The 17,286-nt window shown below is 45.3% G+C and carries 16 protein-coding genes and 1 pseudogene; 13 read left to right on the plus strand and 4 right to left on the minus strand.

The window, feature by feature from the left end; all coding sequences use genetic code 11:
* Positions 1-2: 2 nt before the first annotated feature.
* Positions 3-3,056, minus strand: a complete 3,054-nt coding sequence (locus S2091_RS15690) for an Rne/Rng family ribonuclease (protein ID WP_105532889.1) — start codon at positions 3,054-3,056, stop codon at positions 3-5.
* Between the two features lie 678 nt (positions 3,057-3,734).
* Between S2091_RS15690 and S2091_RS15695 the strand changes: the two genes are divergently transcribed.
* From S2091_RS15695 to S2091_RS15705, 3 genes are read left to right on the plus strand one after another with little or no spacing between them, the layout of a single operon-like run.
* A complete protein-coding gene (locus S2091_RS15695) occupies positions 3,735-4,745 on the plus strand; it encodes an RluA family pseudouridine synthase (RefSeq protein ID WP_105532890.1) in 1,011 nt (336 codons plus the stop codon).
* 44 nt (positions 4,746-4,789) lie between these two features.
* Positions 4,790-5,449 carry an HAD-IIIA family hydrolase gene (locus S2091_RS15700; RefSeq protein WP_105532891.1) on the plus strand — a complete coding sequence of 220 codons (660 nt, stop codon included), beginning with the start codon at positions 4,790-4,792 and terminating at the stop codon, positions 5,447-5,449.
* An 8-nt stretch (positions 5,450-5,457) separates the two neighbouring features.
* Complete coding sequence (locus S2091_RS15705) at positions 5,458-5,823, plus strand: Rieske (2Fe-2S) protein (protein ID WP_105532892.1); 366 nt, start codon at positions 5,458-5,460, stop codon at positions 5,821-5,823.
* Positions 5,824-6,265: 442 nt separating this feature from the next.
* On the opposite strand, the gene mnmH is transcribed toward S2091_RS15705, so the two are convergent.
* The gene (gene mnmH, locus S2091_RS15710) at positions 6,266-7,324 is read right to left on the minus strand and encodes a tRNA 2-selenouridine(34) synthase MnmH (protein WP_105532893.1); all 1,059 of its coding nucleotides are present in this window, start codon (positions 7,322-7,324) and stop codon (positions 6,266-6,268) included.
* Between the two features lie 176 nt (positions 7,325-7,500).
* Between mnmH and S2091_RS15715 the strand changes: the two genes are divergently transcribed.
* Complete coding sequence (locus S2091_RS15715; RefSeq protein WP_105532894.1) at positions 7,501-9,402, plus strand: putative bifunctional diguanylate cyclase/phosphodiesterase; 1,902 nt, start codon at positions 7,501-7,503, stop codon at positions 9,400-9,402.
* 112 nt (positions 9,403-9,514) lie between these two features.
* Positions 9,515-10,492, plus strand: a complete 978-nt coding sequence (locus tag S2091_RS15720) for a patatin-like phospholipase family protein (protein ID WP_105532895.1) — start codon at positions 9,515-9,517, stop codon at positions 10,490-10,492.
* Positions 10,493-10,524: 32 nt separating this feature from the next.
* Here S2091_RS15720 and S2091_RS15725 read toward each other — a convergent pair whose 3' ends face one another.
* The gene (locus tag S2091_RS15725) at positions 10,525-11,046 is read right to left on the minus strand and encodes a C40 family peptidase (protein WP_243405454.1); all 522 of its coding nucleotides are present in this window, start codon (positions 11,044-11,046) and stop codon (positions 10,525-10,527) included.
* Positions 11,047-11,215: 169 nt separating this feature from the next.
* Here S2091_RS15725 and S2091_RS15730 point away from each other — a divergent pair, with 169 nt between their 5' ends.
* The 8 genes from S2091_RS15730 (at position 11,216) to S2091_RS15765 (ending at position 16,663) form a co-directional block, all read left to right on the plus strand.
* Complete coding sequence (locus S2091_RS15730) at positions 11,216-11,623, plus strand: GlcG/HbpS family heme-binding protein (protein WP_105532897.1); 408 nt, start codon at positions 11,216-11,218, stop codon at positions 11,621-11,623.
* A gap of 170 nt (positions 11,624-11,793) precedes the next feature.
* Positions 11,794-12,162, plus strand: coding sequence for a 30S ribosomal protein S6 (gene rpsF / locus S2091_RS15735; protein WP_105532898.1), 369 nt, complete (start codon positions 11,794-11,796; stop codon positions 12,160-12,162).
* Positions 12,163-12,245: 83 nt separating this feature from the next.
* Positions 12,246-12,539, plus strand: coding sequence for a primosomal replication protein N (priB, locus tag S2091_RS15740; protein ID WP_105532899.1), 294 nt, complete (start codon positions 12,246-12,248; stop codon positions 12,537-12,539).
* Positions 12,540-12,552: 13 nt separating this feature from the next.
* Entirely contained in the window at positions 12,553-12,837 is a 285-nt protein-coding gene (gene rpsR / locus S2091_RS15745) for a 30S ribosomal protein S18 (protein WP_105532900.1), read from the plus strand.
* Positions 12,838-12,874: 37 nt separating this feature from the next.
* Positions 12,875-13,327 carry a 50S ribosomal protein L9 gene (rplI, locus tag S2091_RS15750; RefSeq protein WP_105532901.1) on the plus strand — a complete coding sequence of 151 codons (453 nt, stop codon included), beginning with the start codon at positions 12,875-12,877 and terminating at the stop codon, positions 13,325-13,327.
* 167 nt (positions 13,328-13,494) lie between these two features.
* Entirely contained in the window at positions 13,495-14,883 is a 1,389-nt protein-coding gene (locus S2091_RS15755) for a replicative DNA helicase (RefSeq protein ID WP_105532902.1), read from the plus strand.
* A 139-nt stretch (positions 14,884-15,022) separates the two neighbouring features.
* Positions 15,023-15,649, plus strand: a complete 627-nt coding sequence (locus tag S2091_RS15760) for a DUF47 domain-containing protein (RefSeq protein WP_105532903.1) — start codon at positions 15,023-15,025, stop codon at positions 15,647-15,649.
* Between the two features lie 3 nt (positions 15,650-15,652).
* Complete coding sequence (locus S2091_RS15765; RefSeq protein ID WP_105532904.1) at positions 15,653-16,663, plus strand: inorganic phosphate transporter; 1,011 nt, start codon at positions 15,653-15,655, stop codon at positions 16,661-16,663.
* A 269-nt stretch (positions 16,664-16,932) separates the two neighbouring features.
* On the opposite strand, the pseudogene S2091_RS15770 reads toward S2091_RS15765, so the two are convergent.
* Positions 16,933-17,163: pseudogene (locus S2091_RS15770) on the minus strand (alkane 1-monooxygenase); the annotation flags it as partial.
* Positions 17,164-17,286: the final 123 nt, after the last annotated feature.

A 17,286-nucleotide genomic window follows, 5' to 3' on the forward strand; every position in this document is an offset into this window, starting at 1 on the left:
CATTACGAATTGTCGTGCTTGGTTTGAATTAATTCTAACGGTTCGTTAGTTACTTCAACTGGTGGCTTACGCAGACGTGGTTTGCGTACTTCGGCAACGGGAGCCGCCATAGTTTGCGCACTCAGCAGTTTGCTAGGATCGGTTGCTGCCAACACTAAACCAGCGGACTTCAACATGTCTTGCAAATCTTCAACCTTAGCAACAACTGGTGCGTGATTTACAGTAGGTGTTGGCGCCGCTGCTGGTGCTTCAACAACCGCAGGTGCAACAACAGCTTGAACTGCGGCTACCGGAGCCACTGGAGCTACCGGAGCTACCTCAGCTATCGGAGCAATCTCAGCAACTGGTTCAAACTTCAGTTCCACTTGGGCAGGAATAACTACCGCAGGAGGCTCTGGTATTGAAACCGGTGCAGCGACTGGTTCACTATGTAGTGGTTCAGCAGGCTTAGCACTTTCGATACTTGTTATCACTGGTAACACTGCATTCACCACTTCGGAGAACACAACCGCTGCCGGTGCTGTAGCAACTGGTGTAACAGGGGCAGCAGCAATCACTACTTCAGCTGCTTTCTGTTCAACTTGATTTTCAACCGGGCTTGCAACTACAGCAGTAACTGGCGATTCTGCAACGTGAGCAACAGCAGCTGGTGCCATCGGCGCATGGGCATTTGCAGCCGATTCATGCGCAATGACGCTAGCTTGATGTTGTTCAGCATGGGCGATATCAGCAACTGGAATGAAGTCTTCTGAATTGTCGCGCGGTGCTTGTTCGGTTGCGCCATTTTCGCCAGTTTCACGATCACGACGATTACGATTGCGACCACCACGACGACGACGACGACGAGGCTCATCACCACCGGCTTCATTGTTTTCACCATCAGCCAGCAGATCGAGTTTTTCTTCAGTATCTGCATCTGTATTTGTTACAGGTTCAGCCACTGTTTTATTGCTCAGTACCGGATCTTGCGCAGTATTTAACGCTGCGTTAGCTGCTTTCTTAGCGGCACGCTCTTCACGTTCACGCTGTTGACGTTCACGACGAGCTTCCTGGCTTTCACGTTCTGCACGTGGTGGGCGAGGTGCTTTTGCTGGGCGTTGTGCTGCGTCACCCGTGTTGGCATCAGAAGTAACGACCGGTTTAGCTTGTTTGCTATTCGCGGCTACTGGTGCATTTGGTGTTGCTGCACGTTCTTCAGGATCACGGCTATTGCGGCTATTACGACTATTGCGGCTATTACGATTGCGATTGTTACGGTCATTGCTGTCACGTGTTTCGCGTTCTGGTTTGCCAGTTGTTTTTACTGGCGCAACTGGTGCTTCTACGGTTGCTGTGGATGAGCCCGACAACCAGCCCATAACACGGGCAAAGAAACCGACTTGTTTAGTTGGAGTTGCGCTTGCTGTAGCAGCTTTTGCGGCAACAACTTCTTTACGTTCCACAATCGGTGCAGTTTCTGGAGTAATGCTTTTAACGACTGCTTCCTGACGTGGTTTCAGATCTTCTTTATTGCGCTTGTTGTAGCCGATATCGGTATCAACTTGCTCTGCCATTGCGTAACTGGCATGTGTTTCTTCCAAACGAGGATCATCTGACTTCAGGCGATCTAGCTTGTAATGCGGCGTTTCCAAATGTTTGTTTGGAATTAAGATCGCCGTTACACGGTGGCGCGTTTCAATTTTTAGAATTTCACCGCGTTTTTCATTGAGCAAGAATGCTGCCACATCGACAGGTACTTGAACATGGATAGCTGCGGAGTTTTCTTTCATCGCTTCTTCTTGAATAATCCGCAATACTTGCAATGCAGATGATTCAGTGTCACGAATATGGCCAGTGCCGTTGCAACGTGGGCAAGTAACGTGGCTGCCTTCCGACAGGGAAGGGCGCAAGCGTTGACGGGATAATTCCATCAAGCCAAAACGGGAGATTTTGCCCATTTGAACGCGAGCGCGGTCATAGCGTAATGCATCTTTTAAGCGGGTTTCTACTTCGCGTTGATTCTTGGCGTTTTCCATGTCGATAAAATCGATCACGATCAAGCCGCCCAAATCGCGCAAACGCAATTGGCGAGCAACTTCTTCGGCCGCTTCGCAGTTGGTATTGAATGCTGTTGCTTCAATATCCGAGCCGCGGGTAGCGCGTGCCGAGTTGACGTCGACTGAAACTAAGGCTTCAGTGTGATCGATAACAATGGCGCCGCCGGAAGGCAGTGGAACGGTGCGGGAATACGCAGTTTCAATCTGGTGTTCAATTTGAAAACGTGAAAACAGCGGTACATCGTCGCTATAACGTTTTACACGGTGCACCATATCGGGCATAACGTGGCTCATGAACTGCTGAGCTTGTTCGTAAATGTCGTCGGTATCAATTAAGATTTCGCCGATATCTGGCTGGAAGTAATCGCGAATCGCGCGGATTACTAAAGAAGATTCTTGATAAATCAGGAAAGCGCCCGAAGCGGACTTGTTCGCGCCTTCAATCGCACGCCAAAGTTGCATCAGGTAATTTAAATCCCATTGCAATTCATCGACATTGCGGCCAATACCTGCGGTACGGGCAATCACTGACATGCCGCCTGGCAAGTCTAACTTATCCATTGTGTCACGTAATTCTTGACGATCTTCGCCTTCTACGCGGCGTGATACACCACCACCGCGGGGGTTGTTTGGCATCAAGACTAAATAGCGACCGGCTAACGATACAAAAGAAGTGAGCGCCGCGCCTTTATTGCCGCGCTCTTCTTTTTCAACCTGAACCATGATTTCCTGGCCTTCACGTAATGCTTCCTTAATGGAAGAGTTACGTGGATCTGCGCCTTCTTTAAAATAGCCGCGAGCAACTTCTTTAAAGGGTAAAAAACCATGGCGATCTTCGCCGTAGTTAACAAAGCATGCTTCAAGAGATGGTTCAATGCGGGTGATTACGCCTTTATATATATTGGATTTGCGTAATTCACGACCAGCGGTTTCGATATCAATGTCAATGAGTTTTTGCCCATCAACAATCGCCACACGCAATTCTTCTTGCTGAGTGGCATTAAATAACATTCGTTTCATTTTTTACTCCATGACCAAACGGTCACATCTGAGGCGCAAATAGATGTTGTGTACATTTATTGCGCCGACATTACATTGGGATGTACGTTGTGGAGGAGTAGTTTAGTTAGTGAGAATTTGCGCTGAATAGCATGAGCAATGCGCTTCAGGCTAGGGGCATGAATGGAGGAGGTATCGAGTGCACATGTCCCTGGGCTGCCTGAATAGATAGGTAAGATATCTATAATCAAAGGAGATAGAACATAATTCATCGCCAGGCGATGCGCAACTTGACTGAGCGTGTCACTAAAGTGTTTCTGATTGGGAAATGCTTGATAAGCATCGCCAAACAAACACCACGCAGAGACTAAATTCAAATTACTTTAATAATAGTGATGAACTTAGACTTTACGCTGCACTGCACAGCTTGTAAAAATCGATAACACAACAATTCATTAACTAAACAGCATACCCAACGTGAGTAACTGCTGTTCAGTAGAAATTCTTAATATTTAAACTACAACAACCTAATTCTCGGCAACTGATAAAAATAATCTATGCACTGAGAAGGTACGCACACATCTTTTCAGTCAAATTTGCAAATAGGCGAGGCTGACTGACGTGCCACTGTGTAGAATGTGTTCTTTTATTCCCACACAAGCAATTTAATTTAAATTGCGAAACAATTATATATTCAAAATGAAGGACTTAGCGAAATTTAATAGCAAGTCGCATGAAAAGAGTGCTTCCAAACCGGAACCAACTACTCCTGCCACTGTTGCTCAAGTACAAATGTTGACAATTTCGGAAGAGGATGTCGGGCAAAGAATTGATAATTTTTTATTGAAAATATGTAAGGGAGTTCCTAAGAGTCACGTTTATCAAATCTTGCGTTCTGGGCAGGTTAGGGTAAACAAAGGTCGTATCGATCAACTTTATCGCCTTAAGTTGGATGATGTCGTTCGAGTGCCGCCAGTCCGTATGGCTGAGGCCAAGCCAAACAATGCGCCAAGAGCTGAATTCAAGATTCTGTTTGAAGATGCGCATTTATTAATTATTGATAAACCAAGTGGTGTCGCGGTGCATGGCGGTTCCGGTATTTCCTATGGTGTTATTGAACAATTACGTGCGTCCAGACCGGACGCAAAATTCCTGGAGCTGGTGCATCGCTTAGATCGCGAAACTTCAGGTATTTTGTTATTGGCTAAAAAACGTTCCGCATTAACCAATCTGCACGAGCAAATGCGCGAAGGGACAACCGACAAGCGCTATCTGACCTTAATTCAGGGCGATTGGAAAAATCAGCGCCAGCACATTAAATTGCCTTTGCATAAGTATACTGCGGCAGATGGTGAGCGACGCGTTCGGGTGCAAGCTGATGGAATGGAAAGCCACACCATATTTACCCTGCTGCGCCATTATGGTGCGTTTACTTTATTGGAAGCAGAACTAAAAACCGGACGCACGCATCAGATTCGGGTGCATTTGTCGGCTAGCGGTTTTGCTATGGCAGGTGATGATAAATACGGCGACTTTGCGTTAAATCGTCAACTGCTTAAAGCAGAAGGCATGCGAATTGCTTTAAAGAGAATGTTTTTACACGCTCATCAAATTACCTTCACTCATCCTGAAACTGGCGAAAAAATGACGGTGAACTCCCCGTTGCCACAGGATTGCGAACAATTTTTGATGAGTTTGTTAGTGAAATAGCCCCCCCCCAATATTAGATATAGGTAATAGGAGATTTTCAGGATATGGTCAAAAGAAAATACGACTTAATTGTATTTGATTGGGATGGGACGTTGATGGACAGCACGGCAACCATAGTTAAGTGCATTCAAGCTGCCGCACGCGACTTAAATTTGCCAATACCAAGTGCCGAAAGTGCTTCGTATGTGATTGGTTTAAGTTTATTTGATGCCATGCAAGCGGTAATGCCAGATGTGGATGCAAAACATTATCCGCGTATGGTTGAGCGTTACCGCTACCACTACCTAACCCAAGATGAAGAATTGGTGCTGTTTGATGGGGTTAAGGAAATGCTGACAGAGTTATCACAGAGCGGTTACTTTTTGGCTGTCGCAACCGGTAAAAGCAGAGTTGGCTTGAATCGTGCCCTAGATGCCAGTAAATTACTGTCGGTATTTGACGCAACTCGCTGCGCTGATGAAACTTTCTCAAAACCGCATCCTGCTATGTTGCTGGAATTAACCCGTGAATTAGGTCAAGATATAAAACGGACTGTGATGATCGGCGATACCACGCACGATTTGTTGATGGCAGGCAATGCGGGAGCGGATGCCGTAGCGGTTAATTATGGCGCTCATCCAACTGAAGTTTTACAAGAATTAAATCCCATGTATATGGCTAATACTGTGCCAATGTTACATGCGTGGTTACGTGAAAATGCATAGGGCATAGCATGACAGAAATATGGGTTTGCGCATCAGAAGATGTGCATGAAGGAGGCAAGGGAATTCGCTTTCCCGTCACCGCTGGGAATGATGACTCTACGGGGTTTGTGGTCCGTTATAGTGGCGTGGTTCATGGTTATTTAAACCGCTGCGCGCATGTTCCGATTGAGCTTGATTGGAGCCCCGGTGAATTTTTTGAAGGTAGCGGTTTGTACCTGATGTGTTCAACTCATGGCGCTATTTACGAACCTGATACGGGTCATTGTAGTGGCGGCCCTTGCAAAGGCGGTCGCTTGCGGGTAATTAAAGTCAGTGAAAAAGAGGGTAAAGTATTTTGGCACCCGGATGAATTCGTTAAACCTGTTCGCGCCTAAGAGGATTTCCCATAGGCACTACCATAGTTTTTTATGAAAGCTGTGCTGCGCTAGATAGTTTTAATTTTCTTGAGTGTTAAATGGGATGTGCGATATATTGAATACCTAGAATGACAACCAGAAGGGGGATATTATTCAATACAGCTCCTTATTTTGTGTAACATAAATCTGTTTCTGGTGATTGTAAGTGTAATTTGTATGTGAAGTAGTTTGTATTTATTGAAGTAAGTTCGATGTTTTTTAGTTTGTGTTTTGTTGATACGTACCAGTTACAGATGCTCTTTATCTTCAGATGGAATGAAGTACGCCTGTTGCGGTAAATACAGGATTGAGGTCTCTAAGATTCCTCGTCATGTCGCCAGTATGGGGACAATTGAAGGACAAATGAAGGACAAAAGAACGGTGGTGCAATGCCACCGTTTTTTCATTTCTGCTTTGTAAATTACTCCGCCAATAAACGCTCAGCAAGCTGTAAAAAATCCAGTTCGGCAATGCCGTTTAAATGGATGGTTGGCATGCCGCCTAATTGCGGAAAATTTCGCTCGATAGAACGTAAATAGCTTGGGTCGTAATGGACTTCGATTAATTCCTGCACCAAATCATGTAGCAAATCTTGTTCCGATAAATTTTGCCAGTGGCGGATTTTTTCTTTGCCGTGCAATGGAGTAAGGTAATGAAGTCGTTTCATCAGTTCATTTGGTTGGCTGATAAAGTACGCATAATCCTGCATCAATAAAGCCACTCGTAAGTTGATTGGCAGCTGTAAGCTAATACAGGCCGAATTACGCATGCAACTGATTAAATGGTCAGGAACGCGCAAATTCCCCACTTTCTTACTTTCCGATTCGATATACACTACTTTAGATGAGTCAAATTTGCGCAAGGTAAGCCAAATTGCGCTCTCAAATGCTTTTTGAGATGGTTGCGCTGTACTGGGCAAATCACCTAATACAGAACCACGGTGCTCCGCCAATTTTTCCAAATCCAGCACTTGCGCACCTTGAGTATGCAAGGCCTGCAATAAGCGGCTTTTACCGCTACCGGTTGTTCCGCAAACTACCCGATATTGAAACTGCCCAATTAACTGACTTAATTCAGTATTGATATGCTGGCGATAGGCTTTATAGCCACCATCCAGTTGCACTACCGGCCAACCAATTTTCGCCAAAATAAGCGCCATCGAGCCACTGCGATTGCCACCGCGCCAGCAATAAATTAGCGGCTTCCATTCACGTGGATACTGTAAAAATTGTTCTTCAATATGGAGCGCGATATTTTTTGCCACTAACGCCGCACCCACTTTTTTAGCTTCAAACGCGTTCACTTGTTTATACATGGTGCCGACTCGAATGCGTTCCAAATCATTTAATACCGGGCAATTAATTGCGCCTGGAATATGATCAAGTGCAAATTCCGCCGGGCTGCGTACGTCAATAATCGAATCAAATTGATCAAGTTGATTAACCAGTTCAGAAAATGGCAGTAGCGCGGGATATTTCATGTGGGCTTTATTTTGTTAAAACGTTGAGGTGCAAATAGTAAGTCATCTTGCGGCAGGGTTGAGCAAACGGGGTCGTGAATTAGAAAAAAATAGCAGCAAATTTGCATTGGAGCATGAACTTTACTAATCTACAAAGGAGCAAGAAACTTAAATTTAAGTATTAAAAAAATATCACTATGCCGCCAAACACTAAGCCAAGCAAAACTATAATTAATGCCGGGTTGGCATTAAGGCCACATCGTTTGATTCAAATTGTATCGATTGTATTGATTGCTATCTCCATTAGTATTTTGCTTAATTTATTGGAGGGGAACTGGACAACAGTTTGCATATTATTGGGAATTTCAGGTGTGTTGAGCTTGGCAGTGTGGCAGGCGAAAAGCAATCATATTGATCGCGCAGCCAAAATTGTCGTGGCAACACTGGCGTGTTCGATGTGTTTCTTGAGTTTTAAGTTTGAGGGAATACATGATGCGGCCATTTGTGCTTTGCCAGCCATTATGATTTTCGCGGCAATGTTCAGCACGCGCCGCTTATTCATCACTACCTTGATATTTATTTTCGTTATCCTGACATTGATGGTTACTGCCAATATCCAAGGTTGGTATATCAATGAGGTTAAGCCAGTCACTTGGAATTCGCTGATTGACGTATTGGCGATATTATCCGCAACCGCTTGTTTTGTTTGGCTGTTGGCGAGTGACTTGCGCGTGGCATTGGCTCATCTTGAAACTGAAAATGACCGGATTAGCGATGCTTTTTCTCGTATTGATACACTTGCCCATCATGATGCATTGACCGGTTTGCCCAATCGCTTGTTGGCACGTTTGCGGTTTGAGCAAGCGGTTGAATTGGCGCGACGGAGTCAGCAACATATTGCCGTGCTTTTTCTTGACCTGGATAATTTCAAGACGGTGAACGATTCACTTGGTCACGCAGCGGGCGATGCGTTGCTTTGCGATGTTGCGCAGCGGCTGAAGATTGCTGCTCGTGCTAGTGATACAGTAAGCCGTCAAGGTGGCGATGAATTTTTAATTGTCATGGCAGGTCAGGCCGATCATTCGGCGGTAGCTACCGTCTCGGTTAAAATTATTAACTCGCTGCTCGCACCTTTTCATGTTAACGGAATGGAGTTGTTGGTGACCTGTTCGCTTGGCATTGCTTTGTATCCGGAAGATGGCGAGGATTTCGACACGCTACTGAAGCATTCGGACATGGCCATGTATAAGGCGAAAGATTCCGGTCGTAATGCGCTTCGTTTTTATGATGTTGAAATGAATACCAGCGTCATTGAACATTTGCATTTGATTTCAGGCATACGTTCGGCACTGTTAAAGCATGAATTTAAACTTTATTATCAACCGCAATATCACCTTAAAACGGGGCGGATTATCGGCGCTGAGGCATTGATACGCTGGATACATCCTGAGCAAGGACTCATCCCGCCGATTCGATTTATTCCAGTGGCTGAACGCTCAGGGCAGATCCATGAAATAGGTACCTGGGTAATCAATGAAGCCTGTCGGCAGGCGAAAGAATGGCAGAACGCGGGGCTCTCACAATTGGTGGTTGCCATCAATCTGTCACCGATCCAGTTTCGCAGAGATGATCTTGAAGGCGACGTAATGCATGCGCTCGCCACAGCACAGCTATCAGCCTCGAGCATAGAACTGGAGTTGACTGAATCGTTGTTGATTGCGGAGTCGAGCCAGATCAGTTCCTTATTAAGCCGCTTGCGTTTGCTGGGGATTCGTTTATCCATCGACGATTTTGGAACGGGATATTCAAATTTAGGTTATCTCAGTCGCTTTGAAGTGGAGCGTCTTAAGATAGACCAATCTTTTGTTCGGCGCATGATGGACAACTCCAATGACCAAGGCATCGTGCGCGCGATTATTGAAATGGCGCATAGTTTAAAGCTGGAAGTCGTCGCTGAAGGCGTTGAAAATAGTGCGACCTTGACACGACTTATCGAACTTGGTTGCGAATATGGCCAAGGTTTTCATTGGTCGCCAGCTCTGCCTGCAGAACAATTTTTTAAGTTTGTAAAAGACTATCAAATACTTGATGGTGAGTAGTTGACCTTGTCTTTTTCTGCCTAAATATCGCGCATTTACGAAAAATAATGTGGTTCGAGTCAGACCTCGTTATACTTTGCGCTTTCCAGCTGACTGATGCACTGAACTCACTATGCGCCGCATTCCCTTATTCTTTATTGCTTTCGTTATCTTATTACTTTCCGCTTGCAAAACTCCCGACCCCATTGCTTCTACAGGTCCGGCAAGCCCAGTGCCGCAGGCAACTAAGGTTGCTACGATTGAACCTTTACCCTTAGCCTTGCCATTTATTAAGCCGATACCTAAGCATATTAAAATCGGTTTAGCGTTGGGTGGCGGCGCTGCCCGTGGGTTTGCCCATGTTGGTGTGATTAAGGCGCTTGAGTCGCAGGGGATTGAGGTCGAAGTGGTTGCTGGAACGAGTGCTGGTAGTTTGGTTGGCGCTTTATACGCGGCAGGCAATGATGGATATGCATTGCAAAAAATTGCATTGAATATGGATGAGTCAACCATTTCGGACTGGATTGTGCCGTTATTTGCAAAAAGTACTGGTGTGTTGAAAGGTGAGGGCTTGCAAAACTTTGTGAATAAAGAAGTTCATCAGGTTCCGATTGAAAAATTGAAGAAAACCTTTGGTGCTGTTGCGACTGATTTAAATACGGGACAAGCAATTTTATTTCGACGTGGAAATACCGGCGCTGCGGTGCGCGCTTCCTCTGCTGTGCCAGGTGTATTTCAGCCGGTGAAAGTCGGAGATCACTTATATGTCGATGGTGGCTTGGTAGCGCCGGTTCCGGTCGCGTTTGCGCGTGGTATGGGCGCTGATTTTGTGATCGCCGTTAATATCTCTGCGCAACCGGGTACGGAAGCATCGGCTAGTTCATTGAATGTGTTAATGCAGACTTTTTCCATCATGGGGCAAACAATTAATCAACACGAATTAAAGGGTGCTGACATTGTGATTCGTCCAGAATTGGACGGAATGAAGGGCAGTGATTTTGCCGGGCGTAACATGGCAATCATGGCTGGTGAGCGTGCTGCGATGTTGGCCATGCCGGAAATTAAGCGCAAAATTAAAGAATTACAAGACAAATCCGTGGCGGGGCAGTGAGTTGCTCAACAGCTTAATTGCCAATTAAGCTGTTAGTTTTGCGGCTCGTCATCATTAATTCGACGTGCGCCGTTAAAGCGTTTTTTCCAATAAGCCAGTTCCATGCTTTCTATGCGAACTTGGCCGCCTGGTCGCGGTGAGTGGATGAATTTGTTGTCGCCTAAATAAATGCCAACGTGGGAAAATCCACGTTTCAAGGTATTGTAAAAAACCAGATCGCCAGGCTGCAATTCGTTTGGTTCAATTTTTTCACCGGTGCGGCTAATTTCAAGCGATGTGCGAGGCAGGTCAATATTGGCGGCATCTTTGAATACTAAACGTACCAAGCCGCTACAATCTAAACCTTGTTCTGCATTATTGCCGCCACGTTTATAGCGAGTTCCTAAAAAATCGACAGCTTTAGTGACTAAACTGGCAGCGCGGTCTGTTATTTCTTGTATTTTTGTGAGTACCGTTGTTTGCTCTTGAGGCGCTGGTTCTGCACTCCATGCGGGAATGCAGATGCAAATTGCAGCTGCAATGACGAGGTTATGTAGCGTATTTTTTATTGCCATTCTAAACATTTCCTTTCAACGGGCTTTTCGAAATGTAAGGGACTATCTTAAATATGTCAAAAAAAGTTTTGTAAGTATTGGTTAAAAAGAAATATTTTAAGGTTTCAGCTGGGCAAATTTTATTTGCCTGCCGTACAATGCTATTTTTGTTAATTTTCATGGAGTTACGATGCAAACCAAGCCTGTATTGATGTTGGAAGATGTAAAGAAAATCGCAGCTGCGGCTGAAGCTGAGGCGCTTGCTAATAAATGGGCCGTGGTGATTTCTATTGTCGATGACGGCGGACATTTGCTGTGGTTGCAGCGTCTGGATGGCGTAGCGCCAATTTCATCGCATATTGCCCCTGCTAAAGCCCGTACCGCTGCGATGGGTTGCCGCGAATCAAAAATTTACGAAGACATGATTAACAATGGCCGCGTTTCTTTCCTTAGTGCGCCGTTAATTGAAGGCATGTTAGAGGGGGGCGTGCCAATTATGGTGAATGGCCAGTGTGTTGGCGCGGTCGGTATTTCTGGTGTGAAATCCGCGGAAGATGCACAGATTGCAAAAGCAGGGATTGCTGCATTGGGTTTGTAAGATTGTTTTTTAGCCGTGTTGTACTTTATACCCCACAATTATTCAATACTAGCTGGCGACACCAACTAATTCTTGAGTTTTTGCAATAAAAGCGGTATTATGCTCGGCTTACCTCTTCCCGCACTCAACTTGACGCTGAGGCGGGCTTTTATTGTCCACAAGGAGATTACATGCGTCATTACGAAATCGTATTTATCGTACATCCTGATCAAAGCGAGCAAGTGCCTGCAATGATCGAGCGTTACAAAGCCAGCGTCATCGCACGCAACGGCCAAGTTCACCGTGTTGAAGACTGGGGCCGTCGCCAGTTAGCATACATGATCCAAAAATTAGCTAAAGCACACTATGTTTGCATGAACATCGAATGCGATAGCGACACTTTGGTTGAGCTGGAAACTAGCTTCAAATTCAATGATGCAGTTTTGCGTCATCTGACTGTCAAAGTGAAAAAAGCTGAAACAGCTCCATCACCGATGATGAAGGCAGTTCAGAAAGAAGATGCAGCTAAGACTCAGCGTGCTGAAGCACCTGCTGCTTAATTAAGTAAATACGTAATTAAGCGCACTTGTACGCATTTCATTAAGTCAGGCGTGGTTTAAGTGAGTTTGAATTTAAAGGTTTGATGAATCAATTCCAGTTAGTTGCGCAGGTAGTTGAGCGAGAGGTGTTGCGATACACTCCAGCCGGCATACCGATAGTGAACGCCACCTTGGCGCACAGCTCGCAACAGTTGGAAGCAAATGTAGTTCGGTTGGTTGAGTTTGAAATTTCTGCCTTAGCAGTTGGTGAAATTTCCGGACGTTTTAATCAGCTTGAGCTAGGTTGCAGTCATCACTTCACTGGATTCATGGCACGCAAGAACCGCAATAGCAAAAGTCTCGTTTTTCACATAGTTGACATCGAGACGACAAATTAGATTAGGAGCCATCATGGCATTCGGTAAAAAATTTGATAAAAGCAAATTAAAACAAAAGCGTCAACAACAAAATCCTTTGTTCAAACGTAAGAAGTTCTGCCGCTTCACGGCAGCACACGTTGAACAAGTTGATTACAAAGATGTTGATACTTTAAAAGATTTCGTTCAAGAAAACGGCAAAATCATGCCAGCACGTTTGACCGGTACTAAGGCACTGTATCAACGTCAAGTAGATACAGCCATCAAACGCGCTCGTTATTTGGCTTTGTTGCCATACACCGATCTGCACCACGCGTAATTGACGACATCTCAATTACTAAATATCGGAGAAAAATATGCAAATTATTCTGTTAGAAAAAGTCGTTAATCTCGGCAACTTAGGTGATGTAGTTCGTGTTAAAGATGGTTATGCACGTAACTTTTTGATCCCACAGCGCAAAGCTCGTCGTGCTACAACGTCAGCTTTGGCTGAATTTGAAGTAAAACGCGCTGAATTAGAAAACGCTGCTGCAGCTCGTTTGGCTGTTGCTACTGTTGCTGGTACTAAATTGACCGGTTTGACCGTTCAAATTAGCCAAAAGTCAGGCGTTGACGGTCGTTTGTTTGGTTCTGTAACCAATGCAGACGTTGCTGAAGCGTTGACCAAGCAAGGTTTTGCTGTTGAAAAAGCACAAATCCGTATGCCACAAGGTCCATTGAAAATCGTGGGCGACCACGCTGTTTCAGTTGCTTTGCATACTGATGTTGTTGTTGACATCATTGTTGCTGTATTGGGCGACCACGCTTAATTGTGTTGTCACTAATATAGTCATGAAAAAGCCGGGTTCGCCCGGCTTTTTTATTGCCCTAAGATTGCCATAAGTTATTACTAAGTCCTTAATTCATATCAAATAAAAGTGCATTCCAGCATTTTTAAGAGGCTGAATCACTCCATGAACAAGGTATAATCGCCGCCATGAATAAGCCATCAGATCCACAACTCGACGCTCTCCGCGTACCACCGCATTCTATTGAATCTGAACAATCCGTTTTAGGAGGTTTGCTTCTGGATAATGCGGCGTGGGACAGGATTGCCGATTTTATTAACGCTGACGATTTTTATCGTTACGATCACCGTATTATTTTTCAGGCGATTATTAAGTTAATCAGTGCCACCCGTCCAGCTGACGTGATTACGGTGTATGAAGCATTGAGCAGCATAGGTCGTGCTGACGAAGTGGGTGGTTTGGCTTACTTGAATGCCTTGGCGCAAAATACGCCGTCCGCCGCAAATATTCGCCGCTATGCAGAAATCGTGCGTGACCGCGGCGTGTTGCGGAAGTTGATTACGGTTGCCGATGAAATCTCCGGTAATGCGTTTAATCCGCAAGGCAAAGAAGTTAAGCAAATGTTGGATGAAGCTGAATCCAAGATTTTTTCGATTGCCGAAGAGGGCGCACGCGGTTCCCAGGGATTTCAGGAAATTCAGCCGTTGCTCAAGCAGGTTGTTGAACGGATTGATGAGCTGTATAACCGCGACAATCAAAATGATATTACCGGTGTGCCGACTGGCTTTGCCGATCTGGATAAAATGACTTCCGGCCTGCAGCCCGGCGATCTGATTATTGTGGCAGGCCGTCCGTCGATGGGTAAAACCGCGTTCTCGATTAATATTGGTGAGCACGTAGCGATTGAAAGCGGATTACCGGTTGCGGTGTTCTCCATGGAGATGGGTGGCGCGCAATTGGCGATGCGTATGTTGGGCTCGGTTGGTCGTCTGGATCAGCATCGTCTGCGTACCGGTAAGCTGAATGATGAGGATTGGCCGCGCTTGACGCATGCGATTCAAAAAATGAACGATGCGCAGCTGTATATCGATGAAACTCCTGCGCTCAATTCAATTGAGTTGCGTGCCCGTTCAAGGCGGTTGTCGCGTCAATGCGGCAAGCTGGGCCTGATTGTGATCGATTACTTGCAATTGATGTCAGCGAATAGCTCAGGTGAAAACCGCGCTACTGAAATTTCTGAAATATCCCGAAATTTAAAAGGCCTGGCCAAAGAGCTGAATTGCCCTGTTATTGCTTTGTCGCAGCTGAATCGTTCGCTTGAACAACGTCCCAATAAGCGCCCGGTAATGTCCGATTTGCGTGAATCCGGTGCTATTGAGCAAGATGCTGACGTGATTCTTTTTATTTATCGCGACCAAGTTTATAATCCCGATTCACCAGACAAAGGTACGGCTGAAATCATTATTGGTAAACAGCGGAATGGCCCAATTGGGAGCGTTCGACTGACCTTTATGGGTGAATACACCAAATTCGAGAATTACACGGGTTCTTTATCTGTTTATGGTGATTCTGAATAATGTTCTGTTTTTTGTAACTCAGTTTTGGCACTTGGCTTTGTAACTAAGGTAGCAATCAACAAGCAACAATCAGTAATAACGACCAAAGTGCGATATATAAATAACCCTGCAATAAAATTTAACGTTAAGTGAGAATGTAATGTTTGGACGACTGATGCCGACCGAAGGCAAATTTTTTGAGCTTTTTAATCAACATGCCAATTTATGCGTTAAAGGCGCTAAAGAAATGGTGGAGTTGATGAGCAATTTCGACGATTTGGAAATTCGCGTACATGCCATTGAAGGCATTGAAAAACAGGCGGATGTCGTTACGCATACCTGTATCGATTTACTGCATAAAACTTTTATTACTCCGCTGGATCGTGATGACATTCATCAATTGATCACCCGCATGGATGATATTTTAGATTTGCTGGAAGATGCCGCGCAAACTATTTCCCTTTACGATATCCACGAAGTCACGCCAGAAGCCAAACGTTTGGCTGAGCTGTGCTTAGCTTGTGCGGAAAAAGTATCGTCTGCGGTTGCCTTGCTTCCAAATATGGATAATTCAAAAGAAATTATGCATATTTGCGAAGAGATAGATCGTTTGGAATCGGATGCCGATCACGTGATGCGCGCCGCCATGTCTAAATTATTCCGTGACGAACCGGATGTACGGAATTTGATTAAATTAAAAGCGATTTACGAAATTTTAGAAACCGTTACAGATCGCTGCGAAGATGTTGCCAATATTATTGAAGGTATCGTGTTAGAAAACGCCTAAAACATGCATACACTTCAACTTAGTATTTATGTGCTGGTGCTACTCGTCGGCATTGCTTTGATATTCGATTTCATGAATGGTTTTCATGATGCTGCGAATGCCATTGCCACCGTCGTTTCAACCGGCGTATTAAAGCCTCAAACCGCTGTCGCTATGGCGGCTTTTTTTAACGTGGTCGCTTTCTTCGTGTTCCCGACGCATGTGGCTTCCATGATAGGTAAGGGGATGATCGACCCCACCGTCATTGATCAGTATGTTATTTTCGGCGCCTTGATCGGTGCCGTTTCCTGGAATTTTTTAACCTGGTATTTCGGGATCCCATCTTCCTCATCGCACGCCTTAATTGGTGGCTTGGTTGGCGCAGCAGTCGCTAAAGGCGGCGTTGTTACGTTGGTGGCCAAAGGCTTGTGGATGACGGTGCTGTTTATTGTGTTGTCGCCGTTACTGGGCTTTATTTTCGGTTCGCTGATGATGTTGTTGGTGTCCTGGTTATTTGTACGCTCGACCCCGAAAAAAGTCGATAAATGGTTTCGTCGTTTGCAATTAGGCTCAGCAGCAATGTACAGCCTGGGTCACGGCGGTAACGATGCGCAAAAAACTATGGGGATAATCTGGATGCTGTTAATTGCTACCGGATACTCTCAGAGTACGGATTTGAATCCGCCGGTTTGGGTTGCGATGTCCTGCTACGCCGCGATCGGTTTTGGTACTTTGTTCGGTGGCTGGCGCATCGTCAAAACCATGGGTCAGAAAATTACCAAGCTCAAACCAGTCGGCGGTTTTTGTGCTGAAACAGGTGGTGCGATTACCCTGTTTATGGCAACCGCTTTAGGCGTTCCAGTTTCTACTACGCATACCATTACCGGCGCGATTGTTGGCGTTGGTGCCGCGCATAGGATTTCCGCTGTGCGTTGGGGTGTTGCTGGGAATATTGTCTGGGCTTGGATTTTCACCATTCCCGCTTCTGCTTTCGTAGCGGCAGTGGCTTGGTGGGTAGGTAAGCTGTTTTTGTAATGTCTTAAAATCGGCGCTGTTTTGTTCAAAACAGCGCCGATTTTTTTAGTTTCCCCCATCTTTTTTATACTCCCACTTGTTTTTTGACGAAGTTAACGTATCCAGTAGGTTGTGATGCGATGAAAGAGCTATTTTTTGCCAGTATGTTTAAAGCTCAATGTAAAGTCTTCACATTAGACTAAAAAATGAAATATATGCTCGTGTATGTCGGCGCATAAAATAGTCGCGAAGGAACTTCACTTCCGTAGGGATATATTTATTACCGTTACCTACAACCCTGCAATCTCCGCCGTAATCTCATAAGAGCGCAATCGTGCCGCATGATCAAAAATCTGCGAAGTAATCATCAATTCATCGGCTCCGGTGCGGGCAATAAAAGCCGCCATTTGCTGCGCCACAGTTTCTTTAGAGCCGCGTGCCGAACAGGATAATACCTGATCAAGCATGGCATGTTCGTTCGGGCCAATTTTGCTTAAATAATCTGCCACCGGAGGCGGTATCTATGGACTCCACCCGTTTTGCAAGAAGAATTTGATTTCAACCAGTAGGTAAGCTTGCGTGTATCTATACGGCCTGATAGATGAGCGGTTTTTTGCTCTGGCCCTGATGTAATACGCGCGTCA

Source organism: Solimicrobium silvestre, from assembly GCF_002976435.1.
In the GTDB taxonomy this organism is placed as follows: Bacteria; Pseudomonadota; Gammaproteobacteria; order Burkholderiales; family Burkholderiaceae_D; genus Solimicrobium; species Solimicrobium silvestre.